We start from the raw sequence: 24530 nt of genomic DNA, 5'->3' as shown, positions 1-24530 counted from the left end.
GCCCGGCTCGTCCTAGTGGGCGAGTTGCTGGAGCCAGTCCTGCAGGAGTGCGGTCTCGACGGGGCGGAGCGGGACGACAGCTGGATCCGCCCCGCCGAGGGCGGCATCGAGCGCGAGGGCGCGAGCGGCGAGGGTGGAGTCCGGGGCTGGGCTCGTGTCGGTGGTCAGGGCGTCGATGAGTGCTTCCCGCATGCGCGGTGAGACCTCCGGGTCGCGTTCGCTCTCGGGGATGCCGATCAGGGAGAGCGTGGTGCCGGTTACCGCTGCCAGCGTGAGGTGGGCGGCAAGGACGGGCGGCACCCGTAGGCGGCCGTCGGAGGCGACGCGGCCGAGGAACGTCATGAGGAGTTCTTGAGCCTCCCGCGCGGCAGGTGGGCGCCGGCCGGGACGGTCGGTGCCGTACATCAGCAGGTAGAAGGCGGGGTGTTTCAGGCCGAAGTCGACATGCATGTCCCATCCGCGGCGCATGTCGTCGACCGGGTTGCCGCTCGACGACACGGTGTGCTTTTGCGCCATGTAGAGGTCGAAGGCGTGGATGGCCAGCGCCGAAAGGAGCCCGTCCTTGTCGCCGAAGAGCTGGTACAGGGAGGCGGCACGGATGCCTGCCGCCGCTGCGACGGCGCGGGTGGAGAGCGCCTGGGCGCCCTCCCGTTCCAAGAGCTCGGCTGCGACTTCCAGGATCTGCCGGCGACTGTGGGTCTTCGCATCCTCCACGGTTGCAATGCTACGGCATAAGGCGTATCACTGGTTCGGCAGCGATACGGGAAATACCGTCGCAGTGATACGGCAGGAGAGGTCGATGAATCGTGTGGGATACGGCGCCATGCAGCTCGCGGGCCCCAAGGTCTGGGGATTCCCGGACGACCCGGAGGCGGCGCGGCGGGTGTTGCGCCTGGCTGTCGAGCTGGGCGTGACCTTCTTCGACACCGCGAACGCCTACGGCCCACGAACGGTAAACCAGCTGATCGGGCAGGCGCTGGGGCCGATCCCCGAGGGCGTGATCGTGGGCAACAAGGTCGGCGCGGAGCGTGGCCCGGACAAGTCCTGGGTCGTCGACGGTCGCCCGGAGACGATCCGGCGGCAGGTTCACGAGGCCCTCACCGACATGGGAACGGACGCGAGCGAGCTGACCTACCTCCGACTCGTCGGCGACACCCCCGGCGCGCACCAGGACGTACCGCTGGAGGATTCGCTCGGCGCACTCGTCCAGCTGCGAGACCAGGGGCTGATCCGCCGCATCGGCCTGTCCGGCGCGTCCCCGCAGGTGCTGGCCCGCGCCCAGCAGATCACCCCCATCGCGGCGGTGCAGAACCGCTTCAACCTGCTTGACCGCAGCGGCGTCCAGGTCCTCGCCGACTGCGAGACCCAGGGCATCCTCTTCATCCCCTACTTCCCGCTGGCCGCCGGACGGCTCAGCGGCCACCCCGAGCTGACCGGCCCGGCAGAGCGCCTCGGTGCCACACCGGCCCAGATCGCACTGGCCTGGCTGCTGCGCCGTTCGCCCTCCATGGTCGTCATCCCCGGCACGAGCAGTACCGACCACCTGCGGTCCAACATCGCAGCTTCCGAAGTTGCCGAACAATTGACCGACACCGAGGTCGCGCGCCTGACCGGACTCGTCGACGAGTCGCAAGCGGCCCTCGGCCAGCCCACGCCCCCCGCTCATGACCACCGCTGAAGGGCCCCGCGGCCGCACAGTGACCCACCTCGCAGAGATTTGCCTCTGACGTTAACGTGAGGTTTTAGCGTGGAGGGCATGCAGATCAACGGTACGAAAGCCCTCGTCACAGGTGCCAACCGTGGGCTCGGCAAGGCCTTCGCCGAGGCTCTCGTCGCCCGCGGTGCCACCACCGTCTACGCCACCGCCCGCCGGCCCGAGAGCATCGACATCCCCGGCGTGGTGCCCCTTCAGCTGGACATCACCGACCCGACGTCCATCGAGGCTGCGGCAGCCGAGGTGGGCGAACTTGACATCCTCATCAACAACGCCGGCATCTCCACGAACGCGCCGCTGCTCGGCCCCTCCACGGAAAACATCCGCCGCGAGTTCGACACCAACTTCTGGGGCACCCTCAACGTCACCCGCGCCTTTGCTCCCCGGCTCGGCGGGGGTGCCATTCTCAACGTCATCTCAGCGCTGAGCTGGTACACCTTCGCCCCTGCCAGCAATGGCTACGCCGCTTCCAAAGCCGCCGAATGGTCTCTCACCAACGGCATCAGACTTGAGCTGGCCGACCAGAAAACCCAGGTCACCGCGCTGGCCCTGGCGATAGCCGACACCGACATGATGGCCGCCTACGACATCCCCAAACTCCCACCCCACGAGGTGGTCGCCATGGCCCTGGACGGCCTGGAGGCGGGCAAGCTCGAAGTAATCGCCGACAGCCCCACCGCCAAGGTCAAGGCCTCGCTCTCCCGCGACCCGGCGCTCTTCTACGCCGACATCTCCGCCGCCCTCTTCGGCTGACACCACCGCCTCCCGCGCAGCAGGCAAGGGCTCATTGCAGGAAAGGTCTGCTGTGAACTGCGGTGACGGTGTCGTTGGTCCGTAGACGTTGCAGCAGCCACCGCCGAGTCTCGAAGGTCGCGCCGACCCAAGACGAGGCGGTGGCTGCCGCCGCTACGAAAACCGCAGTTGGCGGGCCAGCTGATGGGCGCGAGGCGTCCGGCAACTGCATAGGGGATCTCGACAGTGCGCCAAGTGGGCATGCCAGCCCAATGCGCCCACGCCCAATCCCCCTCGGGGACGGGCGCTACGGCCGCTCGGTGAGCTGGGCGACGAACGCGGCCCAGGCGGCTGGGGGAAAGGCCAGTGCTGGTCCGGCGACGTCCTTCGAGTCGCGGACGGCCACAACACCGGGCAGGTTGCTTGCCACCTCGACGCAGTTCCCGCCGCTCGCGCCGCTGCGGGTGGACTTGCGCCACCGGGCGTTACTGAGGTCCATGATGGCTCTCACCCTCCTTCAGCAGGTCGATGGACTGCCGCAGTGATCTGTGACGTTCCCGATTGCGGCACCTTGGTTCGGCGCGAAGCCCGTCGCGGCAGTTACGGTCGCTCGACGAGCCGGGCGATGAACGCCCGCCAAGCCGCCGGACCGAAGGTCAGGGCCGGGCCGGCAGGGTCCTTGCTGTCCCGTACGCCGACGACGCCGGGCAAATTGTCGGCGACCTCGACGCAGTTGCCCCCGGACGATCCGCTGCGCCGGGACTTGCGCCAGGTGGCGTTAGTGAGGTCCATGATGGCTGTGCACTTCCTTCATCAGCTCGTTGGACTGTCGGCGCGGGAGTGCCTCGTTCCTTACGTTCTCCCACCTCGTCTGAAGAGTATGAAGGCCATCTTCGTTATCGACCACGATGCCGCCCAGCTGATTTTCGAGGTGCCCAACCCAGGCCCCGTCGCCGGCTCGCGCGAGCGCGAACGGCCCGGACAGCCCGATGTGGAGGCCAGCGCCCGCCGGGATCACGTGGATGTGAACGTGCGGCAGCTCGGCGACGGTGATGAGGTGGGCGATCTGCTCGGCCATGATGCCGGAGTGCTCGTCGCCGGCGCGGCGCAGCGTTGACTCGTCCAGCACGGCCACCACCTGCGGTGGTGCGTCGCCGGTGAGGATCTTGTGTCGGCTCATCCGGGCGCTGACCTGCTGGTCGACCTCGGTGGCGGACATGAGGTCGTTCAAACGCATCACGACGCGGGCGTAGTTCTCGGTCTGGAGTAGGCCTGGGATCAGGAGCGGCTCGAACAGACGAAGCTGTCGCGCGCCGCGCTCGGCGTCCAGCCACGGCAGAAACCACGACGGTGCGCCGAGTTTCACCACCAGGCGTCCGAACAACCCGTCGTTGTTGAAGGCGCGGTCGGCTCCCCGGATGAAGTCCATCGTGAGTGCCCGGGTGCCGCTTTCCACGGCGCTGACGTGTGAGGCGCTGAAGCCCGCTGCCCGGCCGAACGACTCTTGCGTCATTCCGGACGCTCCGCGAGCGCGGCGGATCTCGCTCACGATGAAGTCCGCGAGAGGGCTCGGCACGTCAGCCATTCAACGCTCCTCAAATCGGAGATCGACTACCCGAGATGCCACACGTCTGGACCCCGTTTAGCCAGGTCAGCCCGGACGACGGAAGCACCTTCCGAGCGTAGTGGTCTCCACAGCAGAGTGTCACCAGGCGGCGCGGCTGGTGAGGACCACGAAACCCGGCGGTCGCGTTCGTAGCGGGGCCGCTCCTGACGGGCGAGCACTCACGGGAGCGGCCCCTTCCCAACGGCATCGAAGGGGGAGACCGTGCCCGACGACAAACCCGAGAAGCCCATTCCGGAGCCGGTCAGCACGCCGGGCGCGTACCCGAAGATGAAGGCCGGGGACGTGGTTTGTCTGACCACCGCGGCGAGCGTGCAGTTCCTGCACCCGATCTTCGTACGCGTCATCCGTGAGCTGCCCGAGCGGCACACGTACCACGGGTGGGTCTGGTTTGAGGGTTACCAGCTGAACGCGGCGGGCGACGCGGTGGCGCGCCGCGAGCTGTACGTGCTGCGCGCGGGCGTGCGATTGCAGGCCCTGCCCGTCGCACCGAGCAGGCCGGTCAAACGGCGGCGATCTCCGGTGCGGGTCGGATGAGCGTGCGTCCCCGCCCGCACCTGCCGATGCGCCCGGCGTGGTTGTGTCGAAACTGTGCTGCGCCCTGGCCGTGCCGCCCGGCCCAGCTCGCCCTCGCGGCGGAGTTCTACGGCCATTCGATCGCGCTGGCGTTCTACCTGGCCGTGTCGATGCGGGAGGCGCTCGACGACGCGTACGGCCTGGGGCTGTGCCCGGACCTGGCCGCACTGCACGCCCGGTTCCTCGGCTGGTTGTCGATGACTCGGCGGTCACACGGCTAGCCGGAAGACGAACCGGCCGGGTGGGGCAACCCACCCGGCCGGTCTCAGGAGCGCCGTCTCAGTGCTTCTTGAACACCGGCATGGTGTCCAGGGTGGTGGTGATGTTCTGCGTGGTGCCGCCCCGGTACGTCTTCCCGGTGAAGATGTCGGTCCAGCTGTTGCCCGGCGGGAACCACACCGACGTGGTGGCGGTGGTGCCGGGCGTCGTCACCGGTGCGACCAGGTAGTCCGGGCCGTAGAGGTACTGGGATCCGGCGGTGGCGTACGCGGCCTGCTCATTCGGGTACGCCAGGTACATCGAGCGGACGATGGGCGTGCCCGTGCGGGTGGCCTCCTTGGCGGCGGCGTAGGTGTAGGGCTGCAGTTCCTTGCGCAGGTTCAGGAACTTCTTGGCCGACGCGTTGGCCGCCGGACCGTACTGCCAGGGCAGCCGGTCGCTGTGGTTGGAGTGCAGCCGGTCGATCGGCTGGAACGTGCCGAACTGGACCCACCGGGCGTAGAGGTCGTCGGGCAGCTTGGTGCTGCCCGGCTCGGTGCCCGGCTCCTGGAGGCCGCCGGTGTGCCCACCGATGTCGTGGCTGACAGCGGCCAGCCCGGTCGCTGCCGACTCGCCCGGCGTGTAGCCGACCTCCATCTGCAGGGTCGACCAGTCGGAGGTGGTGTCGCCGGTGAAGTGCAGCGTGGTGCGCTTGTCGGCCCACGGTCCGGTCGACACCGGGGTCGGGCTGCCGTAACCGCCGGCCTGCAGCGAGCCGTACGCCCGGGAGAAGGCGAAGCCGGTCTTGTCGGCGTACTGCTGGTTGATCCAGGCGTCCCCGGTCACCCCGGCGAGCGAGGACTTGGTGTTGTCGCAGCACCAGTCCAGCCACCACAGGTCGGGGCCCTTGCTGCCCTTCGGCAGCATCCCGTCGTGGAGCTGCATGTATGCCTTGAGCTGGTCCGGATCGCCAAAGTCGAACGCGTAGCAGTCGGGGCCGCCGTTGCAGCCGACGCGCTGCAGCTTGCCCTTCGCGGTGGCCTGCGCCTGCGCGAACTTCGGGTCCGAGCCGAGGATGCTCGGGTGGATGTTGATGCCGGTGTGCAGGCCCTGCTTCTTCGCCCAGGCGAAGAACGCTTTCGGGTCGGGGATGCGGGTGGGGTCGATGCTCCAGCCGTTCCACTTGTCCGGGGCCTTGACGTCGGTGTCGAGGACGAGCACGTCCAGCGGCACACCCTCGGCCTTGGCCCGGTTCACCAGGTCCTGGAACTCGGTGGCGGTGCGGTCGTAGTACTCGGAGTACCACACCCCGTACGCCCACCGGGGCAGCAGCTTCGTGGGCCCGGTCAGGGTCGACAGGTCCTTGAGACCACGGGTGAAGTCCTGCCCGTACGCGAAGACGTAGCCGTCCTGTTCAGGGGCGGGCCGGGGCTTGGTGTCGCGCAGGGCCGAGGCCGAGTCGTCGAGGAGGTACCAGCCGTCCTGGTAGAGCAGGCCCGGGGCGGTGAGCGCGGCACCGGTCACGCCGTCCAGACCGCGGCGGTAGCCGCCGAGCGGCGCGTGCGGGGCGAGCAGCGGGGAGTCCTTGCTCGTCACGGCGACGGTGTCGACGTTGACGTTGCAGCTGGCGTCGGTGGGGCAGCCCAGGGTCACGGTGGTGGTGCCGCGGTCGAGGTGGACCGGCACGGAAACGGTGTTCCAGTAGTCCCACCCGCTGGTCGGCGCAAGAGTCGCCGTGACCGGTGCCGCCGTCCCGGCGGTGACCGACATGGTGCGCGCCTGGCTCGGCTGGGCACCGGCCTGGCCGTTGGCGTAGCGGATCTGCAGCTGGTAGTCGCCGGCAGCCGGAACATCCGTCACGGTGAGCGCGACGGCGGACGTGGTGCTTTCCAGGCCAGCCAGGAATCCCGTACCGGAAGCGCCGTTGTGGTCGTTCGCGGGCCTCGCGCCGCCGGTCAGCGCGCCGGTCTCGGCCTCGCCCAGGGTGCCGAACCGCAGCGACTGCGGCTGGGGCGCGGCCGGTGCCGGGTACGCCGCATCCGGGTTCACCACCGCGAGGCTGTCGATGTTCACATTGCCGGAGTCGTTGGGGCCCCGCACGATGCTGATCTCGTGACGGCCCGCGGTGAGGTCGACCGGCACGCTGGCCAGGGCCCAGGTGTCCCAGTTCGCGGTGGGCGGCAGGGTCAGCGTGCGGCCGGCGTCGCCGTCGACCTGAACGGTGAGGGTGCGGGCCACGTTCTGGCCGTCGCCGCCGGTGCTGTTGGCGTAGCGGACGGTGAGCTGCTTCGTCCCGGCCTCCGGTGCGTCCAGCGCGAACGTGGCCGAGTCGCCGGACGAGGCGAAACCGGCAGCGAAGCCGCGCCCGGTGTGTCCCTGGTGGTCGGTCGCCACACCGGGGCCGTTCAGCTGTAGCGACTCGGCCTCGCAGAGCGCGCCGAACGCGCAGGCCGGCGCGGTGTGGCCGGCCCAGGGCTGGCCCTGCACGAGCTGCTTGCCGGTCTTGAGCTGCACGGTGAGATTGTCGGCGGTGAACGCCCCCGAACCGACCTGGTAGCGCAGCGTCATCGCGCCGGTGTCGATGGTGAGCCAGCCGTGCTCGACGCGCTGGGTGAAACGCGTACGGGGGAAGTCGTCGCGCCCGATGGCGTTGAAGGTGGCGGCGTCGGTGAACCTGCCGTGCTTCTGGTACTCGGTGCGGATCAGGGTTGGGGACAGCACCTCGAAACGTGCGTTGCCCGACCGAACGGCCCCGTCTTTCGCCTTGTCGCGGCTGGCCTGGGCCGGCGCGGACGGGGCGAGCGCCAGCCCCGTGACGAGAATGCCGACTGCGGCGGCTGCTGTCGCACGGCGGTGCGGTGAGTGCCGATAGAGCAAGATGTGCTCCTCGTCTCATATGGAGGAAATGAGTCGATGGCAACGCTGTCACTCGCCCGAAACGGCTGTCAACATGCGTCGGAGGGTGTCCCTTCTCTCTTTCCCGCCCGGTCAGCAGCTCGACACGTACGGGGTCTAGGGACCGGCGTCTTCGGCGTCCCAGCCCAGCTTTCCGAGTGCCCGCACTACCGCGCCCGCGCGCGGAGTCCAGAACAGCAGGACCTGGTCGCGCCCCTCGACCTCGAAGGAGACAGCCGTCGCCGGCAGCGGGAACCGCCCGTGGAACGGGCGGTGCGCCAGCGCGGTCACCCAGAAGTGTTCCAGGGTGTCTGATCCGGTACGCGAGGTGAAGGTCAGCGTGCTGTCATCGGCGTGCAGCTTCACCGTCGGCCAGGCCATTCGACGGACGGCTCTGAGGGGGTTGCCCCGGGTGAAGTCGAGGCGGTCCACGTAGGTGAGCCCGCCACGGGTATCGAAGGATTCCGAAATCACCGCCGGATGCTACGCCGGGTACGAGGGCGGAAGCCCGGGATTCGCTCTCGCAGCGTTCCTGACGCCGGAGGTCGACCGCCGCCGGAACGGGGTGTGGTCACCGCAGTGCCGCGCCCGGTCGTTGACAGGTACCCGGGAACAGGTTCGGCTGGTTGTCGGATGGGGGCCCTCGCTGGTCGTCTGGTTGGTGGAGGCGCTTCACCCGCCTCGTCCCGTAGACCGCTGCTGGAGGAACGATGAAGTACGTGCTGATGTTCGTCGACACACCACAGTTCGCCGCCGACCTGGCCGCCATGGACGAACCCGAGCGCAACCGGGCCTACGCCCGCGTGCAGCAGTGGTTCGCCGACCACCACGACACCATCACTCATCACGCCTACCTGATGCCGTCGGACACCGCCACCACGCTGCGGCTGGACCGAGGCGAGCCGCTGGTTTGCGATGGTCCGTTCGTGGAGGGCAAAGAGATCATCAGTGGCTACGCCGAAATCGAGGTGGCCGACCTTGACGAGGCGCTGCGGATCGCCAGGTCCTGGCCGGCCTGCCCGGTGGTGGAGATCCGTCCCATCGCCGGATGAGCAAACCGACACACGCCGAACTGGCCCGCGTGGTCCGCGATCACGCGGGCCAGCTCGCCGCGTCCCTGGTGCATCTGGTCGGTGATTTCAGCGCCGCGGAGGACCTCGTCCAGGACGCCATCGAGGCCGCGCTGACCCATTGGCCGGTCGAGGGCATTCCTGAGCGGCCAGCTGCCTGGATGTACACAGTGGCCCGCCGCCGTGGTCTGGACCAGATCCGCCGCGACCAGCGTCACCGACGCAAGCTCGCGCTGGTGGCGTGGCCGGTCGAGCCACCACCGGACGACCGACTTCGGTTGATCTTCACCTGCTGCCATCCGGCGTTGCCTCGGGCCGCCCAGGTCGCCCTCACCCTTCGGGTGGTGTGCGGTCTGAGCACCGCGCAGATCGCCCGAGCGTTTCTCGTTCCGGAGAGCACCGTAGGGCAGCGCATCACCCGCGCCAAACGGAAGATCAGCGACGCGGCCATCCCGTACCGGATCCCGTCGGAAGACGATCTCGGCTCGCGGCTCATCGAGGTCCTCGCGGTGATCTATCTGCTCTTCAACGAGGGGTACCTGTCCACTGGCGGCGACCGGGCCCAATCCCGCGACCTGGCTGACGACGCCGAGTTCCTCGCAGCCCTGCTGCATCAGCTCATGCCCACCGAACCAGAGGTCGCGGGTCTGCTCGCGCTCATCCGGCTGCACCGGGCCCGGGCCAGCGCCCGCTTCGACCGGGACCACGAGATCGTCCAGCTTCAGCACCAAGACCGAGCTCTCTGGGACCACCGGTCGATCGCCGCCGCTGGCCGGCTGGTGGCCCAGGCAGCAGCGCGGAAAAGACCGGGCCCGTACCAGCTTCAAGCGGCCATCGTCGCCTGCCACGCGGAGGCCGGCCGGTGGGAGGAGACCGACTGGACCCAGATCGCGGTGCTCTACGACATGCTGCTGCGCCTGGCACCATCACCTGTCACTCGGCTGCACCGGGCGATCGCCCTGCGCTACGTCAGCGGGCCGTCAATCGCGCTCACCGAAGTCGACGCCCTGGCCGGTGAACTGAACGACTACCACCTGTTCCACGCCACCCGAGCCGAACTGCTCCGCGACCTCGGCGACACCACCCAGGCACGCACCGCCGACGAACGCGCCCTCGCCCTGGCCACCAACCCGGCCGAACGTTCGCTCCTGCGCCACCGCCTCAACTGGGCCTGAGCTCACCTCGCCGTTCGTGGCGAGGGCTTGACCTCGTGCTCAACGATGAGCTGGTGAAGGTACGGCAGCCGTACTTCGACCGTCTCGTCCTCCTGCTGTTCGGGATGCTGTTGCTCACCGGCGCTGTCGGGATCGCGTACGCGATGCTGGACGTCGCCTGGGTCGGCCTGTTCCTGAGCGCGGCGGCCGTGGCGTTCGGCCTGGCGACAGGTGGCCGGCTGGTGCGGGACGCGGTGTTGCCGTTCCGCGTCGATGTCGATCCGCAAGGCTTGTCGGTGCGGACATCGAAGCTCAACCGCCAGTTGCGGTGGGACGAGGTCGACGCGGTCGTGCTCGCCGACCCACCCGCGACCGCCGGCCGGCACCTGCTGCGGGGCCCGCGCCTGCTCCTGGTGCCGGCGGCCGGGGTGAGCCTGGGTGTCCCGCTGCCCGAGAAGAGCCCGGTGGACGGCCGGCCGGCCATCGAGCTGTTCGAACTCGCTGAGGTGGCCTACGACGAGGACGAGTTCACGCGGGACCTGGCGGTGCTGGCGGGTGAGCGCTTCCAGCAGCTGAGCCGACAACTGGTCCCGCCGGCCGACGGGGTTCCCCTGCGGCGCTTTCCGGACCAGCCCGAGCGTGCCCGGCTCAACCGGTGGCTGGACCGACGCCGGGCCGTGCTGTTCGTCGGCTGGTACCTGGTCGTCCTCGTCCCGGCGCTGGTGCTCGTCGTCGTGGCGACACAACGCAACGAGCTGCTCGGCGCCATCGTGCTGGTCGTGTCCCTGGTGGTGGTCGGCATCGTCACCACAGTCGTTCGGCGTCTCACCGAGAGTTGCCGAGACCTGATCGACACCGAAGCGATGATCGACGGCGCTGACCTGGTGATCGGTTCCGCTCCGGCATCGCCGCGGATCAGCCTGCTCTCCGGGATCGTCACGGTGTTGCGACCGGGTCAGCTGAAGGGCTTCGGCGATGCGTGGCTGCTCGCTCGCTCGACGGACGAGGAACCCCTGGTTCCGCTGCTGCTCCTCGGTGATCCACGTACCGGGCTGCTCCGTGACCGGGACGACCTGCGCGCGCTGGAGGCGGTGCTGCGTCGTTCCGCCGACGAACGGGACCGCGCCGCGGGCCGGCAACTCGACGAATTGGCGGCGCGGGCACCGGCATCGCCCACCATGCCCCCGGCGGGCGCCCGGCCCGCTCGGGCCCACGCGACAGCCCTGTGGCAGGCGTCGAAGGGGGTGGGACGCGCTGTCGTACTGCTCGGCGTCGTGGTCACGGTGGTGATCGCGGGGGGCTGGGTGGTGGAGGAAGCGGCCTTCGTGGGGCCCGCCCTGATCGTCACCGCCGTTGGCATGCTCGGCGTCTGGATCGTGTACGCGGTGTACCGCGTACTGGTGTTCGGTGCGGCGCTACTGACGATTGTCGCGCGGGTGTTCCGCTGAGGCGGATCCTGCGTGCCCGCAAGGATTGACGACGGTGTTCGGCAGGTCGGTCAGCAGCGAGGGGCGTCGAGTCCGGCGGCGCCGGCGAGCGCCTCGACTGTCGCCGTCGGCGCTGCCGATTCCGTCGCTGTCGGCGAAGGCGCGGCGCTGGGGGTCGGCGGGGCCGCGGGGGAGTTGCCGGGTGTGGGGGAGGCGCTGGCGAGGGTGGCCGTGCTGCGCTGCACCTGCTTGGTGACCATCCGGATGGTGGTCGCGGTCGCCTGGCGTCCGTACACGTCGGTCACCCTGATGCTGTACGGCCCGGGGCCGATCCCGCCCTCGATGGTCCAGTGGTTGTCGCTCTGGCGGACGGCCTTGCGGAAGCCGCCACCCGGCCCCTTCGCCTCGACCGAGCGCAGTGGGTTGCCGTGGTTGCCGACCTGCACCGCGAACCAGTACCGCGAAGCGCCGCCCTTCATCCGGAAGGTGAGCCCACCGTCGAGCGAAGGGTTCACCACCGCCCGGTACGTGACGGGCGCGATGCCCTGCGACCGGTCGGCGATCCTGGTGAACGCCTCGGTGGAAAGGTCGATCTTGCTGGGTCCGCAGCCGCCGCACTGGTCCATCACCATGACCCGGACCGTGCCCTTCGGACCACTCACCTGCAGGTAGCTGCCGCAGGCCGCCGATCCGGAGTACTGGGCTGCGCCGAGAGCCACGTAGAGCCGGTCCGCCGGCGGGCCCGGGAAGGAGCAGTTGCCACCCGAGCGGCCCGCGTCGTAGAAGCTGGCCTTGCCCTTGTGGACGGCGTTACCGGTCGGCGGCGCGGCGCAGGCCGGGGTGGCGCCGCCGCGTACGGCGAGGGTGATGCCGAGGACGGCGGCCAGGGTGGCCACCCCGGCACCGGCCAACCAGTGTCTGACCCGCCGACTCACCCGGGGCGTGCGGGCCGGGAGATCGTTGTCGGGGGCCGTGCCTGGTGCCGTCACGGCGCCTGATGTTGCCGCACCACGCTGCGGCAGCGCAAAGTCGTCCCACCGATCGTCACTCGTCGGATCGGCGGGGGCGCAATCCGTTGAGGGCGGTGCTGACGACGAGGTCGGCGTACTCGGCGGTGAGCGGGCCGCTGCGGTGCAGCCAGCGACTGAGCAGCGGCCCCCAGATCAGGTCCACCGCCACGTCGAGGTCGACGTCGTCGGCGATCTGGCCCGCCTGCTGGGCGCTGCGCAGGCGCTGCCGCTTGGCCTCCTTCAACGGCCCGTCCAACCGTTCGGCGTACGCCGCGGCCAGCTCGGGGTCGAGCGCGATCTCGGTGGCCAGCGCGCGCATCGGTTGCTCGAAGCGGGGGTCGTTCATCTCCTCGACCGTCGCGCGCAGCACCACTGTCAGGTCCGCCGCCAGGTCGCCGGTGTCCGGCAGCGTCGGCGGCCCACCCTCGGTGGCCTCGCTGAGCATGAGGAAGGCGTCGAAGATGACAGCGCCCTTCGACGGCCACCAGCGGTAGATGGTCTGTTTGCCGACGCCGGCCCGCGCGGCGATGCCCTCGATGCTGAGCTTCGCGTACCCCGTCTCCTGAAGCAGGTCGAAGGCCGCGGTGAGGATGGCGCGCCGCGAGGTCTCGCGCCGGCGGGCGGTGTTGGGCGTCATGGGGCACCACGATAGCAACGACGAGACGGACCGTCTCGTCTTGACGTGGTGTCGGGGTGCGTCTAGCCTTCAGCCGTAACGAGACGAACCGTCTCGTCTCGTTTCGTCTCGTCAAGAGGAAAGAGGCTTCGCATGCGCACCCCCTCCGGCGCCGCCCCCCGTACCTGGTTCATCACCGGCGCCAGCCGCGGCCTGGGCCGCGCCTTCGCCGACGCCGCGCTCGACCGCGGTGACCGGGTGGTCGCCGCCGCCCGGACCATCGCGCACCGCGACTTCGACGAGAAGTACGCCGACCGGCTGCTGGCCCTGACCCTCGACGTCACCGACCGCGCGGCCGTGATCGCGGCCGTGGGCACCGCCGTCGAGCACTTCGGTCGGCTCGACATCGTCGTCAACAACGCCGGCACCCTGTCCATGGGCATGATCGAGGAGTTCACCGAGGCCGAGGCGCGCGCCCAGTTCGAGGTCAACCTCTTCGGCGCGCTCTGGGTCAGCCAGGCGGTGCTGCCACACCTGCGCGCCCAGCGGTCCGGCCACATCGTGCAGGTCTCCAGCATCGCCGCGCTCGGCGGCTTCCCCAGCACCGGCCTGTACAGCGCGAGCAAGTTCGCCCTGGAAGGGATGAGTGAGGCGCTGGCGATGGAGGCGGCGGCCTTCGACGTCACCGTCAGCATCGTGCAGCCGGGCGGCTACTGGACCGACCTCTACACCAGCGTGCGCGCCACCACTCCGATGGACGCCTACGCACCACTGCGTGCCGAGATGGAACGCCAGTGGGCGGAAGGCTCGATCGACAGCGAACCCCGGCTGGCCGCCGAGGCGCTGCTGCGGCTGGTCGACAGCGACGACCCGCCGCTGCGACTCCTGCTCGGCAGCATGGTGTACGACCTGGCGTTCGACATCTCCCGCCAGCGGATGGACACCTGGGCGGGTTGGGAGCAGGTCAGTCGCGCCGCCGAAAAAGCCGTCGAGCGCCCGTGACCGGTCCTGCCGGGCGTCGGTGCCGTGCGCGGACGTCGGTGGTCACGTCGTGGCGTATCGGGCGGCGGTGGTGCGGACGGCCTCGTCGACCACCTGGGCGGTGCGTTCGGCGCTCACCTCCCAGCCCGGCACCAGCAGCGTCGGCCAGAAGACGTAGTTGGAGATCATGCCCAGGAACTGGGTGGCCGCGAGTTCGGCGTCCTCGACCCGCACCGTTCCCGCCTCGTGCTCAGCCAGGAGGTAGCTGCGGACGGACTCGAAGTAGGGCATCTTCCCGCGCGAGAACTGCGCATGGGCCAGCTCGGGGAACCGCGGCAGTTCGGCGATGACGATCCTGAACAGGTCGGTCATCTGGGCGCGGCCCAGCAGTGCGGCGTAACGGCGGCCGATGATGCTCAGCCCGGCAACGACGTTGCCCGTGGGCGGAGGGTCCTCCTCGTCGGCCGTCGACCAGGACTCGGTCACGATGGCGTCGAACAGCGCGGCCTTGCTCGGAAACTGCTTGAACAGGGTGGCCCGCGAAACTCCTGAGCGCTCGGCGATCCGCGCCAGCGACGTCCGGTCGTAGCCCAACTCGAGAAACAGCGCGGTCGCGGCCGTCACGATCAGCGCCCGCTTCTCCTGGGCGACGCGCTGGTGATACGTGGTCAAGGCCCTGCTCATGGGCCGAGCATACGAGGTGAGTGGCTTGACTCGCCTCTGCCGTCCGCCTAGTGTCAGGCCAGCGGTGAGTCGACCGGCTCACCACTGGCCGCCCGGTCATCACCACGACGGTCATCCACCCCCGTACCGAAGGAGCATCTGATGCCCCGCTTCGACAACCAGACCGTGCTCGTCACCGGTGGAACCGGCGGCCAGGGCGCGAGCCACGTGCGCGCCTTTCACGCCGAGGGAGCGAACGTGGTGATCGGCGGCATCGACGCCGAGCGCGGCGCCGCTCTCGCCGACGAGCTGGGAACCCGCGCTCGTTTCGCCCGCCTCGACGTCACCGACGAGAGCTCGTGGTCCGCCGCTGTGCTGGCCGCCGAGAGCGCCTTCGGCGCCCTGAACGTGCTCGTCAACAACGCCGGCGTGCAGAACCCGCCGGCGACGATCGACAACACCGAGCAGGCCACGTGGTCGCGCATCCTCGACATCAATCTCACCGGGACCTTCCTCGGCATCAAGGTCGCGGCCCCCGCGCTGCGCCGGGCGGGAGGGGGAGCCATCGTCACCATCGGCTCGACAATGGGCCTGGGCGGCACGGCTCACTACGCGCCGTACGTCGCCAGTAAGTGGGCCGTGCGAGGCCTCACCCAAACGGCGGCACTCGAGCTCGGCCGCGACCACATCCGGGTGAACACCATCCACCCCGGCGTGATATCGACCCCCTTCATCCACGAACCAGCAGCTGGCGCAGTCGCGGCAATCGCCGACTTCTACTCACCCGAGCCGTTCGCGATCCCCCGGCTCGGGGAGCCGACCGATGTCAGCCGACTTCTCCTGTTCCTCACCTCATCGGACGCGTCGTTCATCACGGGCTCGGAGTACGTCATCGACGGCGGACTCCTCCTCGGCCCCGCCCTCCAGGCCGAGACCGCATGAGGTCGCTGTCCGCTGTGTCGACCGCCGTCCGGAAGGCAGTTGAGCAAGTGTCGACTTCGCCGACCATCGCGGTCGGCCGACACTAGGCTCCGAGATATGGCGGCGGCGTGCCCATTCATTGGCACCTGAGTCCGGGCAGAGCCTGCACCCGATGCTTTCTCCTCGCGAGGCGCAAACCTAGACGGAGAGGAAAAACGCATGGCTGTCAAAACCAAGACTCGTCCGGGCACCACGGAGATCCGGCCGTTCTCGGTCGACATTCCCCAGGCCGACCTTGACGACCTGAAAAGGCGCATCAAAGCCACCCGCTGGCCGGACAAGGAAACGGTGGACGACCAGTCGCAGGGAGTGCAGCTTGCCACAATGCAGGCCCTCGCGCGTTACTGGGAAAAAGAGTACGACTGGCGCAAGGTCGAGGCGAGGCTGAACGCCCTACCACAGTTCATGACCGAGATCGACGGCCTCGACATCCACTTCCTCCACATCCGTTCGAAGCATGAGGACGCCCTACCGCTCATCGTCACGCACGGGTGGCCGGGCTCGGTGATCGAACAGATGAAGATCATCGACCCGCTCACCAATCCCACCGAGCACGGCGCGAGCGCCTCGGATGCCTTCCATCTGGTGATCCCGTCGATGCCTGGTTACGGCTTTTCCGGCAAGCCGAGCATGCCCGGCTGGGACCCGCAACACATCGCCACCGCCTGGATCGAGTTGATGAAACGCCTGGGCTACACGCGATTCGTGGCGCAGGGTGGCGACTGGGGTGCGCTCATCACGGATCTGATGGGGGTGCAGGCACCTCCGGAACTGATCGGCATTCACACCAACATGCCGGGTGTGTATCCGCCCGACATCGATGCGATGCTCCAGTCCGGTATCACTGGTGCTAACAATCCCCTCGCCTCGCTCCCGTCCAACCTCTCCGACGATGAGAGGCGCGCCTGTGAGCAGGCGGACTTCTTCTGGAAGCATTCCAGCTACGCCCTTGAGATGGGACGCGCGCAGACGCTGACCGGTTTGGCTGACTCGCCCGTCGCCTTGGCGACCTACATGCTCGACCATGACGCCGCCAGCCTGAAGCTCATTTCCGAGTCCGTCGCCGGGCAGCCCCGAGGCATCACGCCGGAGGACCTCCTCGACAACATTTCGCTCTACTGGTTGACGAACACCGGGGTCTCCTCGGCTCGGCTGTACGCGGAGAACAAGCTGTCGTTCTTCGCCGCCAAGGGCGTGAAAATCCCGGTCGCCGTGAGCGTCTTCCCCGACGAGCTGTACGAGGCGCCGCAGAGTTGGGCCGAGCAGGCGTACTCCAACCTCATCTACTACAACAAGCTCGACGTGGGCGGGCACTTCGCGGCCTGGGAACAGCCGAAGATCTTCTCCGAAGAGCTTCGCACCGCCTTCCGGTCGCTGCGCTAGATGGCCGTGCACCTGCCCCCGCTCAACGGGGCGGCCGAGTGGCTCAACTCCGAGCCACTCGGCCCCGCCGACCTGCGCGGACGCGTCGTCCTGGTCAACTTCTGGACGCTGACCTGCATCAACTGGCTGCGCCAGGAGCCGTACGTGCGCGCCTGGTCGCACGCCTACCGCGACGACGGGCTTGTCGTCGTCGGGGTGCACACGCCCGAGTTCGGCTTCGAGCACGACGTCGACTGGGTGCGGCGGGCGGTCGCTGCCCGGTCCATCGACTACCCGGTGGCGGTCGACAACGACTACGTGATCTGGCGTGCCTTCGGCAACCACTACTGGCCGGCGCTCTACTTCGTGGACACCGACGGCGTCATCCGCGACGACCACTTCGGCGAGGGACGCTACGAGCAGTCCGAGCGGGTGCTCCAACAACTGCTCGGCATCGAGCGCGCACCCGTACCCGTCGAGGGGGTCGGCCCGGAGGCGGAGGCCGACTGGGCCAACCTGCGCACGCCCGAGACGTACCTCGGTTTCAGTCGCGGTGAACACTTCGCGTCGCCGAACGAGCCGGCGCTGGACGAACGCCGCGAATACCAGGTGCCGCAGAGCCTCGACCTCAATCAGTGGGCCCTGGCGGGGGAGTGGACGATCGGTTCGGAGAACGTCGTGCTCGACCGGGCCGGCGGCGGCGTCGCCGTCCGGTTCCACTCCCGCGACGCGCATCTCGTGCTCGCCCCCGGGGCGGGACGGTCGATCCCGTTCCGGGTGCTGCTCGACGGCGCTGCTCCCGGCCCGTCGCACGGCGTCGACGTCGACGCCGACGGCAACGGCGTCCTCCAGGACGGCCGCCTCTACCAGCTCGTCCGCCAGGACGACGCGATCCGCGAACGGACCCTGGAGATCACGTTCGGCGAGCCCGGGGCCGAGGCGTACGCCTTCACCTTCGGCTGACGCGCAGCTCGACGGTGCTCACCGTGCCGGAGACCGGCGAGAAGCTGCGCACCCGAGCGCCGGGACGCAGCCGGCTGTCGGTGGCGTACCGGTCGGCCAGCGCCTTCTCCGCGGCCTCGTCGCCGTCGTCCGCCTGGAGCAGCAGCGCGGCGATCTCGTCGGCGAGCGTGAGGTCGGCGTCGGCGAGGTCGTCGGTCATCGCGCCGAAGCTGTCCCACAGCAGCAGCTCATCCTTCTGCCGATGGGCCAGCTCGTGCATGACGTAGTTGTAAATGAACCAGGCGCCGTGGACCGGCAGGTCGGGAGCCACGCCGTAGACGTCGGGATCGGTCGCCCCCGCCCGGTACGCCGACCACACCCGCGCCGCCGAATCGAAGAGACCCGCCCCCGGATCGATGTCGTAGCCGTCGAACCGCCAGTCGCCAGCCGGGTCGAGCTCCGGGTCCGCCCAGACCCAGCGGTGGCCGTTCCAGTACTCGACCAGGACGTGATCGTGATGCCAGCCGGGCGTGAAGTAGGAGGCGAAGCCGACCCGGCTGCGGCTGGGAATGCCGTGCTGGCGCAGGATCGCGACCGACAGCAGTGTGTGGTCCCGGCAGCAGCCGGCCACCCGTTCGGCTGCCGGGCGCCCGCTCGTGAGCGGCAGGGGAAAACGGGACTGGTCGGTGTCGAGGATGCGGTCCATCCAACGGTGGTTCACCTCCTCCAGCCGGTCGTCGGGCAGCTCCACGCCGCCGGCCCGGTAGTGGACGATCACGTTGCGGACGGTCGCCGCCACGGTGGGGATGTCGGTCGCCACGGCGTCGAGGAGCCCGCCGTGCCGGCCGGGAGCGCTGTAGGGGGAGTGGTTTCGGTAGTCATCGAGGTTCATGGCGGCAGTCTTCGGCCCGCCACCGTGTCAGGGTCAAGGCGCATTTCCGGCTAGTGTCGACTGCTGTGACAACGCCCGAGATCACCATCGCCACCCCAGCCGACCGCGACGCGGTGGTCGGTTCGCTGGTCGCCGCGTTCGTCAAGGACCCCGTGCTGCGGTTCCTGTTCCCGGACGAGGAGACCTACCCGCGCTACGCCGCCATCTTCTTCGGGAACCTCTTCGACAAGCGGGTGCACTGGTCGTCGATCTGGACGATCGGTGCCGGCGCGTCCGCCGCCATCTGGGAGCCGCCGGCGGCCGAGCAGCCGGGCATCGTGCCGGCCGTCGTGTCCGGGTCGCCGAAGGAAGATCCCTACCCGGCCGATGTGCTGGCCCGGGTGCAGGGCTACGACGACACCGTGCACGACGCCCTGCCGACGTACCCGTTCTGGTATCTCGGTGTCCTGGGCACCCACCCCGACAGCGCCGGACGCGGTTGGGGTCGGGCCGTCATGCGGGCCGGGCTGGCTCGTGCCGCCGCCGACGGCCTGCCGGCGATCCTGGAGACCAGCAACCCGGGCAACGTCGAGCTGTACCGCCGGGCCGGCTGGGAGGTGGTGGGCTCCCTGTCCGAGCCGGTGCCCACCTGGATCATGCAGCAGCCGCCGCGCTGAAACGTCACGGTTGGGGGATCAACCCCGGACCGTCGGCTGGCGGTCCGCACCCGCGGCCCACCGCCCGATCTTGGACAGTTTCCGTTGGCTAGTAACGGAAACTGTCCAAGATCTGCGCGTGGACGGCGGCGACACGAGGTCGTCAGGCGGCGAAGACGCGGGCGTAGATCTCGTCGATCACGTCGTTCTTCGCCAGGCTGTAGTCGCGGGGCCGGTGCGCCGTGTCGCGCGCGAGGCGGCGCTTGGTCTCGGCGTACCGCTCCCGGTCGTCCGGATGCGAGCGCAGCCAGTCGCGGAAGAGCCGGTGCCGGACCGGCTCGGGCGCGCCCTGCGGCCAGACATGCAGGTTGACGTCCTCGGCCGGGCCGACGAGCATCCGATGCCCGTGCCACCAGGGCTCGCGCAGGACGAGCCGGTACCCGAGCCGCTCCAGCGCGGGGAGATAGGCAGGCTCCGTCGCGGTGTCCTCGACGGTGAGGTCGACGTCGATGATCGGTTTGGCCGCCAGCCCCGGCACCGCCGTGGACCCCACGTGTTCCACACCGAGGGCCACGTCGCCCAGCGCTTCGACGATCGACGTGCGGACGGCGGCGAATCGCTGCGCCCAGGCCGGGTCGTACTCCTCGATGACGATGGACGCCCAGGTCCGGGGCGGCTCGCCGACCAGGCCGGCGTCGACTTGTTCGGGGGTGGCGTGGAAGCGCTGCACGACGTCCTGCGGGTACTCGGCCACGTCAACCTCCTCGGAAGAAGCAAAGTCCGCCAGACTACGTGACCGCCGCGCCGCCAGCCGACCGCGCGGTGCGGCGGCGACGCCACGACGATCGATGCGGCCCCACCCGACCGACGCGCGGAGAAGGTGCTCCCACCCTATGTAGAGTTCCGATACAGTGGTCGGATGCGGATCACGATTCCGGTCGCGAAGGTGCTCGCGGCGCTGCTCGCCGAGCCCGACGAGCAGCACTACGGGCTGGACCTGATGCGACTGACCGGCCTGCCCAGCGGCACCCTCTACCCGGTGCTGCACCGGCTGCAGGGGGCCGGCTGGCTGGCCTCCGACTGGGAGGCGATCGACCCCGCCACGGCCGGCCGACCGGCTCGCCGCTACTACCGGCTGACCGCCGAAGGCGTGGCGCAGGCCCGACGGACGCTCGCCGAGCTGCGGGCCGCGATCCCCGACGGTCGTCCGTCCTGGGGCGTCACCGAACCCACCGGGGCGCCAGCGTGGTGACCCGCCGGGCCGCCGAGCTGCTGCTGGAGTTGGCCGCCCGGCGCTGGCCGGCCGAGGTCCGCGACGACCTGCGCCGCGAATGGGCCGCCGAGCTGCACGTGCTCGCCGAGACTGGTCGTTGGACGACGATGGTCGGCTTCGCGGCGAGCCTCGCCGTCAGTCGTGCCGGTGCCCCGCTCGTCGACCGCACCCTGATGCGTGGTCGAACCGGCCGCACTGTCGCCGCGTTACTGCTGTCCCCGATCGCCTGCGTCGGGATCGTGGCCGTCGGTGCGTTGGTGATGTTCCCGGTCTACAACTGGTTGATGTTCCGGGCAGGTTGGGCGGAGCGGGCGCAGAAGCCGATCTGGACGACTGTCGTCATCGTGCTGGCGGTCGTGTTGGCGGTGTTCGCTGCCCGCTGGGCCCGGTACACCGCCCTCGCCAGTCCGTTGCGCATAGCGCTCGGCGTGGTCATCCCGCTCGGCGCGGCCGTCATCCTGTTCGTGCGCGTCACCAGTCCCGAGAGCCTGGCCGGCGCCGTACCCGGTCTGTTGCTCTGGTTGGCCGGCCTGACCCTCGCCCTCTGGGCCGCGGCGAGCCTCGCCGCCCGGGGTCGCCTCCGCGCCGCCTGGTGGGTGGGCGTCCTCGGCGCGCTCGTCGCCGCCGACCTCGCGGTGATCCTCCCCGTCGTCGACACCTACCCGGGCGGAATCGGCGCCGGTCCGGTGATCGAGGCACGGGAACGCGTCGACCCGATCTCCGCGCCGCTGTGGCTCTTCGCCTGCTGGACGGACTGGAACTTCGGCCTGCCCCGGCCGATCCAGTGGGAGATCTTCCTGATCACCAACCGGGTGCTGGTGGAGCCCATGCTCTACCTGGCCTGCATGCCGTACGCGCTCGCCTACACCATCCGGGCGGCCCGGTTCGCGCCCGCCGCTCTGGGGGCGACGCGCAGCGCCACCGGCTGGACGTCCACGTCGAGCCGAAAGCCCAACCCGGGCACCCGAGCGGCGAACGGGTGAACGCCACGCGAGCAACCACCGGAGCGCCGGCATGCTGACCCGTCGGATCGCCGAGCTGCTGCTGGGGCTGGCCGCGCGCCGCTGGCCGGCCGACGTCCGCGACGACCTGCGCCGCGAATGGGCCGCCGAGCTGCACGTGCTCGCCGAGAACGGTCGCCGGACGACGATGGTCGGCTTCGCGGCGAGCCTCGCCGTCAGCCGAGCCGGTGCCCCGCTCCTCGACCGCCGCCTGATGCATCAGCGGGCCCGCCGTACCGCCGCCGCCCTGCTCCTGGCCCCCCTCGCCTGCGCCGCGATCGTGGTCGTCAGCGCGCTGGCCATGGCGCAGGTCTACAACTGGCTGTCGATGCTGGTGAGCTGGTCGAGCGCGGTGCAGTTGCCGCTCTGGTCGATGTTGATCCTCGGCTTCGCGGTGCTGTTGGCGAAGTACACGGCACGGTCGGCCCGGCACACCGCACTGCACGGGCCACTGCGCATCGCGCTCGGCGTGGTGCTCCCCGTCGGTGTGGCCGCACTCGGGCTCATGTCCGTCATCAACGGCAGTGTCCTCGGCAGCTTCGTACCCGGTCTGCTGCTCTGGTCGGCGGGCCTGACGCTGGCCCTCTGGGCTGCGGCGAGCCTCGCCGCCCGGGGCCGGGTCGGCGTCGCCTGGTCGGTGGGCCTCGTCGGCGCGCTCGTCGCCGCCGACCTGGCCGTGATCCTCTTCGTGATCCAGACCATTCCGGGGCCTGGCACCGTTGCGGCCGACGCGATGACAGCGGACAGCGTCGACCGGATCTCCGCGCCGTTGTGGCTCTTCGCCTGCTGGACCGACTGGAACTTCGGCCTGCCCCGCCCCACGTCGTGGGAGATCTTCCTGATCACCGACCGCCTGTTGCTGGAGCCGATGTTCTACCTGGCCTGCATGCCGTACGCGCTCGCGTACACCATTCGGGCGGCCCGGTCCGCGCCCGCCGTGCCCGTCGCCCTCGCGCCGACCCCGGTGTGAACCTCAGTCGGGCACGTCGTCCCACGTCGTGCCCGGCTCCAGGTAACCGGCCAACTGGTTTTCCCGCAGCGCGTACGCGATGACCAGCAGGGCGTGCTTGTCCAGTTCGGGCAGCCGGTCCAACGGGAACCACCGCACGTCCAGCGACTCGTCGTCGTTGACCCGGGCGGTGCCGGCCATTAGCCGACACAGAAACCCCAGGTTGAGGTATTCGCACCGGTCCCCGTTCGGGTACGTGTGCGGGTGCGACACGGCGCTGGACATCCGCACCGGCGCCACGTCCAGCCCCGTCTCCTCACGCACCTCGCGGACCAGCGCGGTGGCCGGCTGCTCGCCCGGCTCGACGAAACCACTGATCACCGACCAGCGCCCGTCGTCGGCGCGCTGTCCGAGCAGCAGCTCACCGGCGTCGTTGCGGACCACCGCGCTGACGCTCGGCAGCCAGAGCAGGTCGTGGCCGACGTGCTTGCGCATGCCCACGATGTAGTCCGGAATCGCCATCCGGCGATCATAGAGGGGACGCCACCGCGCGGCTCACCTGCGCATCTTCTGGTGTTCCAGTCCCACGCGTTTCGCCGTTTCGGCCCGACAGAGCCGATGCATATCTACTGTGGAGATCGTCGGCGACTTGTGCGATCCGGTGGCGGCCGGCCGGTTCGCGGTGCACAGTGATTCCCATGAGCGACAGCGAACGTGGTGGGCAGTTCTACTGGTGCACCCGACATCACCGGGTCGAGACGGACGCCAACGTGTGTCCGGCGAAGCACGTTCTCGGGCCGTACGACTCGGCGGCCGACGCCGAGAACGCCCTGCAACGAGTGCAGGAGCGGAACGAGGCGTGGGATGCCGAGGACGCTCGTTGGGCCGGGGACGACAGATAGGCGGCGCGGGACGGCTCGCGCCGAGGCATTTCGTGCTCCGCGAGGACGCACGCGAGAGCACGTCCCCCGAGGAGGGAACCACGATGGCCGAAGCACAGCAGGCCACCAAGCGCCCGGCCGCCCGACGCACCACCGCGAAGAAGACCGCCGCGGCGGAGCGGAACACGGCGGCGAGCCGGACCACCCCCGTGCGCAAGTCCACCGCCGGTGCCGCGAAGGCACCGGCCCGCAAGGCGGCCGGTGCGGCAGGCCGCGCGCCGGCCAAGAAGACCACCACGGCGGCGAAGAAGGCCCCCGCGAAGAAGGCACCGGCGAAGCGGACCACGACCAAGACCACGGCCGCGGCCAAGAAGGCGCCGGCGAAGACCGCTGCCGCCACCCGCAAGACGACCGCCACCGCCAAGCGCGCTCCGGCGTCGGCGGCGCGCAAGACCACCACCGCCGCGAAGAAGACCACCGCCGCGACGAAGAAGACGGCGAGCGCGGCGAAGAAGACGACGGCCTCGGCGGCGAAGAAGACCACGGCCGCGAAGGCCCCCGCCCGTAAGACCGCCACCGCGGCGAAGGCCCCGGCGCGCAAGGTCGCGACCACGGCGTCCGCCGCCAAGAAGACAGCGGCGAAGAAGACGACAGCGGCGAAGAAGACCGCGTCCACCCGCCCCAGCGGCGGCGCGCGCAAGGCCCCGGCCAAGAAGGCCCCGGCCGCGAAGGCGACCGGCACCTCGTCGACCACCGCCCGCAAGGCGGCGGCGAAGAAGGCCCCGGCGAAGAAGACCGTCGCGGCCAAGGCGCCGGCGCGCAAGGTGACCGCCCGCAAGTCGCCGGCCCGGCCGGTCGCCGCTCGGGCCACCGCACCGAAGGGCGCCCGCTCCGCCGCCCGGAAGGCGACAGGCTGAGCACGGACCACCTCTTGCCAGGTGGAATTCCCGGCCG

The 24530-nt window shown here is 69.8% G+C and carries 29 protein-coding genes; 17 read left to right on the top strand and 12 right to left on the bottom strand.

Annotated elements, in window-relative coordinates; all coding sequences use genetic code 11:
- Positions 1-12: 12 nt before the first annotated feature.
- On the bottom strand, positions 13-714 hold the full coding sequence (locus IF22_RS0108595) for a TetR/AcrR family transcriptional regulator (protein WP_081883755.1): 702 nt from the start codon (positions 712-714) through the stop codon (positions 13-15).
- 7 nt (positions 715-721) lie between these two features.
- Here IF22_RS0108595 and IF22_RS0108590 point away from each other — a divergent pair, with 7 nt between their 5' ends.
- The gene (locus IF22_RS0108590; RefSeq protein ID WP_209444514.1) at positions 722-1678 is read left to right on the top strand and encodes an aldo/keto reductase; all 957 of its coding nucleotides are present in this window, start codon (positions 722-724) and stop codon (positions 1676-1678) included.
- Between the two features lie 78 nt (positions 1679-1756).
- Entirely contained in the window at positions 1757-2467 is a 711-nt protein-coding gene (locus IF22_RS0108585) for an SDR family oxidoreductase (protein WP_030330174.1), read from the top strand.
- Positions 2468-2753: 286 nt separating this feature from the next.
- On the opposite strand, the gene IF22_RS0108580 is transcribed toward IF22_RS0108585, so the two are convergent.
- The 3 genes from IF22_RS0108580 to IF22_RS0108570 form a co-directional block, all read right to left on the bottom strand.
- Positions 2754-2945: a DUF397 domain-containing protein gene (locus tag IF22_RS0108580; RefSeq protein WP_030330172.1), complete on the bottom strand. Its 192-nt coding sequence runs from the start codon at positions 2943-2945 to the stop codon at positions 2754-2756.
- A 101-nt stretch (positions 2946-3046) separates the two neighbouring features.
- Positions 3047-3238, bottom strand: coding sequence for a DUF397 domain-containing protein (locus tag IF22_RS0108575; protein WP_030330171.1), 192 nt, complete (start codon positions 3236-3238; stop codon positions 3047-3049).
- On the bottom strand, positions 3225-4031 hold the full coding sequence (locus tag IF22_RS0108570) for a helix-turn-helix domain-containing protein (protein ID WP_030330170.1): 807 nt from the start codon (positions 4029-4031) through the stop codon (positions 3225-3227). Before IF22_RS0108570 ends, IF22_RS0108575 begins: the two co-directional genes overlap by 14 nt.
- Positions 4032-4274: 243 nt before the next feature.
- Here IF22_RS0108570 and IF22_RS0108565 point away from each other — a divergent pair, with 243 nt between their 5' ends.
- The gene (locus tag IF22_RS0108565) at positions 4275-4607 is read left to right on the top strand and encodes a hypothetical protein (protein WP_307857800.1); all 333 of its coding nucleotides are present in this window, start codon (positions 4275-4277) and stop codon (positions 4605-4607) included.
- Positions 4604-4867, top strand: a complete 264-nt coding sequence (locus IF22_RS0108560; protein WP_030330167.1) for a hypothetical protein — start codon at positions 4604-4606, stop codon at positions 4865-4867. The genes IF22_RS0108565 and IF22_RS0108560 overlap by 4 nt, the downstream gene beginning before the upstream one ends.
- A 58-nt stretch (positions 4868-4925) precedes the next feature.
- Here the strand turns inward: IF22_RS0108560 and IF22_RS0108555 are convergent, their stop codons facing one another.
- Positions 4926-7721 (bottom strand): TIM-barrel domain-containing protein, encoded by a 2796-nt coding sequence (locus IF22_RS0108555; protein ID WP_030330165.1) that lies wholly within the window; start codon positions 7719-7721, stop codon positions 4926-4928.
- 135 nt (positions 7722-7856) lie between these two features.
- Positions 7857-8213, bottom strand: coding sequence for a hypothetical protein (locus IF22_RS0108550; RefSeq protein ID WP_156057391.1), 357 nt, complete (start codon positions 8211-8213; stop codon positions 7857-7859).
- Between the two features lie 236 nt (positions 8214-8449).
- On the opposite strand from IF22_RS0108550, the gene IF22_RS0108545 reads away from it, so the two are divergent.
- From IF22_RS0108545 to IF22_RS33645, 3 genes are read left to right on the top strand one after another with little or no spacing between them, the layout of a single operon-like run.
- Entirely contained in the window at positions 8450-8791 is a 342-nt protein-coding gene (locus IF22_RS0108545; RefSeq protein ID WP_030330161.1) for a YciI family protein, read from the top strand.
- Positions 8788-9984 carry an RNA polymerase sigma factor gene (locus IF22_RS0108540; protein WP_030330159.1) on the top strand — a complete coding sequence of 399 codons (1197 nt, stop codon included), beginning with the start codon at positions 8788-8790 and terminating at the stop codon, positions 9982-9984. The genes IF22_RS0108545 and IF22_RS0108540 overlap by 4 nt, the downstream gene beginning before the upstream one ends.
- 53 nt (positions 9985-10037) lie before the next feature.
- The gene (locus IF22_RS33645; protein ID WP_156057389.1) at positions 10038-11411 is read left to right on the top strand and encodes a hypothetical protein; all 1374 of its coding nucleotides are present in this window, start codon (positions 10038-10040) and stop codon (positions 11409-11411) included.
- A gap of 50 nt (positions 11412-11461) precedes the next feature.
- On the opposite strand, the gene IF22_RS0108530 is transcribed toward IF22_RS33645, so the two are convergent.
- Positions 11462-12379, bottom strand: a complete 918-nt coding sequence (locus IF22_RS0108530) for an expansin EXLX1 family cellulose-binding protein (RefSeq protein WP_030330156.1) — start codon at positions 12377-12379, stop codon at positions 11462-11464.
- Positions 12380-12434: 55 nt separating this feature from the next.
- Complete coding sequence (locus tag IF22_RS0108525) at positions 12435-13037, bottom strand: TetR/AcrR family transcriptional regulator (RefSeq protein ID WP_030330154.1); 603 nt, start codon at positions 13035-13037, stop codon at positions 12435-12437.
- A gap of 132 nt (positions 13038-13169) precedes the next feature.
- Between IF22_RS0108525 and IF22_RS0108520 the strand changes: the two genes are divergently transcribed.
- On the top strand, positions 13170-14018 hold the full coding sequence (locus IF22_RS0108520; RefSeq protein WP_030330152.1) for an SDR family oxidoreductase: 849 nt from the start codon (positions 13170-13172) through the stop codon (positions 14016-14018).
- 42 nt (positions 14019-14060) lie between these two features.
- On the opposite strand, the gene IF22_RS0108515 is transcribed toward IF22_RS0108520, so the two are convergent.
- Positions 14061-14681: a TetR/AcrR family transcriptional regulator gene (locus tag IF22_RS0108515; protein ID WP_030330150.1), complete on the bottom strand. Its 621-nt coding sequence runs from the start codon at positions 14679-14681 to the stop codon at positions 14061-14063.
- Positions 14682-14822: 141 nt separating this feature from the next.
- Here IF22_RS0108515 and IF22_RS0108510 point away from each other — a divergent pair, with 141 nt between their 5' ends.
- From IF22_RS0108510 to IF22_RS0108500, 3 genes are all read left to right on the top strand, one after another.
- Positions 14823-15602, top strand: coding sequence for an SDR family oxidoreductase (locus tag IF22_RS0108510; RefSeq protein WP_030330148.1), 780 nt, complete (start codon positions 14823-14825; stop codon positions 15600-15602).
- 198 nt (positions 15603-15800) lie between these two features.
- Positions 15801-17024: an epoxide hydrolase family protein gene (locus IF22_RS0108505; RefSeq protein WP_030330146.1), complete on the top strand. Its 1224-nt coding sequence runs from the start codon at positions 15801-15803 to the stop codon at positions 17022-17024.
- Positions 17025-17966 carry a redoxin domain-containing protein gene (locus IF22_RS0108500; RefSeq protein ID WP_051708256.1) on the top strand — a complete coding sequence of 314 codons (942 nt, stop codon included), beginning with the start codon at positions 17025-17027 and terminating at the stop codon, positions 17964-17966.
- Here IF22_RS0108500 and IF22_RS0108495 read toward each other — a convergent pair.
- Positions 17953-18837, bottom strand: a complete 885-nt coding sequence (locus tag IF22_RS0108495; RefSeq protein WP_030330143.1) for a transglutaminase domain-containing protein — start codon at positions 18835-18837, stop codon at positions 17953-17955. The genes IF22_RS0108500 and IF22_RS0108495 overlap by 14 nt on opposite strands.
- Positions 18838-18902: 65 nt before the next feature.
- Between IF22_RS0108495 and IF22_RS0108490 the strand changes: the two genes are divergently transcribed.
- Positions 18903-19493 carry a GNAT family N-acetyltransferase gene (locus IF22_RS0108490; RefSeq protein ID WP_030330141.1) on the top strand — a complete coding sequence of 197 codons (591 nt, stop codon included), beginning with the start codon at positions 18903-18905 and terminating at the stop codon, positions 19491-19493.
- A gap of 142 nt (positions 19494-19635) precedes the next feature.
- On the opposite strand, the gene IF22_RS0108485 is transcribed toward IF22_RS0108490, so the two are convergent.
- Positions 19636-20226: a GrpB family protein gene (locus IF22_RS0108485; RefSeq protein WP_081883752.1), complete on the bottom strand. Its 591-nt coding sequence runs from the start codon at positions 20224-20226 to the stop codon at positions 19636-19638.
- A gap of 165 nt (positions 20227-20391) precedes the next feature.
- On the opposite strand from IF22_RS0108485, the gene IF22_RS0108480 reads away from it, so the two are divergent.
- Genes IF22_RS0108480 through IF22_RS0108470 form a run of 3 tightly spaced genes read left to right on the top strand, consistent with a single transcriptional unit; the run spans position 20392 to position 22716 of the window.
- Positions 20392-20724, top strand: coding sequence for a PadR family transcriptional regulator (locus IF22_RS0108480; protein WP_030330137.1), 333 nt, complete (start codon positions 20392-20394; stop codon positions 20722-20724).
- Positions 20718-21728: a hypothetical protein gene (locus tag IF22_RS35610; protein WP_209444513.1), complete on the top strand. Its 1011-nt coding sequence runs from the start codon at positions 20718-20720 to the stop codon at positions 21726-21728. The genes IF22_RS0108480 and IF22_RS35610 overlap by 7 nt, the downstream gene beginning before the upstream one ends.
- A gap of 31 nt (positions 21729-21759) precedes the next feature.
- Positions 21760-22716 carry a hypothetical protein gene (locus IF22_RS0108470; protein WP_245233570.1) on the top strand — a complete coding sequence of 319 codons (957 nt, stop codon included), beginning with the start codon at positions 21760-21762 and terminating at the stop codon, positions 22714-22716.
- A 3-nt stretch (positions 22717-22719) separates the two neighbouring features.
- On the opposite strand, the gene IF22_RS0108465 is transcribed toward IF22_RS0108470, so the two are convergent.
- Entirely contained in the window at positions 22720-23217 is a 498-nt protein-coding gene (locus IF22_RS0108465) for an NUDIX hydrolase (RefSeq protein WP_030330131.1), read from the bottom strand.
- A 176-nt stretch (positions 23218-23393) separates the two neighbouring features.
- On the opposite strand from IF22_RS0108465, the gene IF22_RS0108460 reads away from it, so the two are divergent.
- Positions 23394-23597, top strand: a complete 204-nt coding sequence (locus tag IF22_RS0108460; protein ID WP_030330129.1) for a hypothetical protein — start codon at positions 23394-23396, stop codon at positions 23595-23597.
- An 83-nt stretch (positions 23598-23680) separates the two neighbouring features.
- Positions 23681-24493 (top strand): hypothetical protein, encoded by an 813-nt coding sequence (locus IF22_RS32930; protein ID WP_081883751.1) that lies wholly within the window; start codon positions 23681-23683, stop codon positions 24491-24493.
- The last annotated feature ends 37 nt before the right edge of the window (positions 24494-24530 follow it).

It is taken from the genome of Micromonospora parva, assembly GCF_000718515.1.
Classification (GTDB): Bacteria; Actinomycetota; Actinomycetes; order Mycobacteriales; family Micromonosporaceae; genus Micromonospora; species Micromonospora parva.
This window is presented reverse-complemented; position numbering and strand designations above follow the sequence as displayed.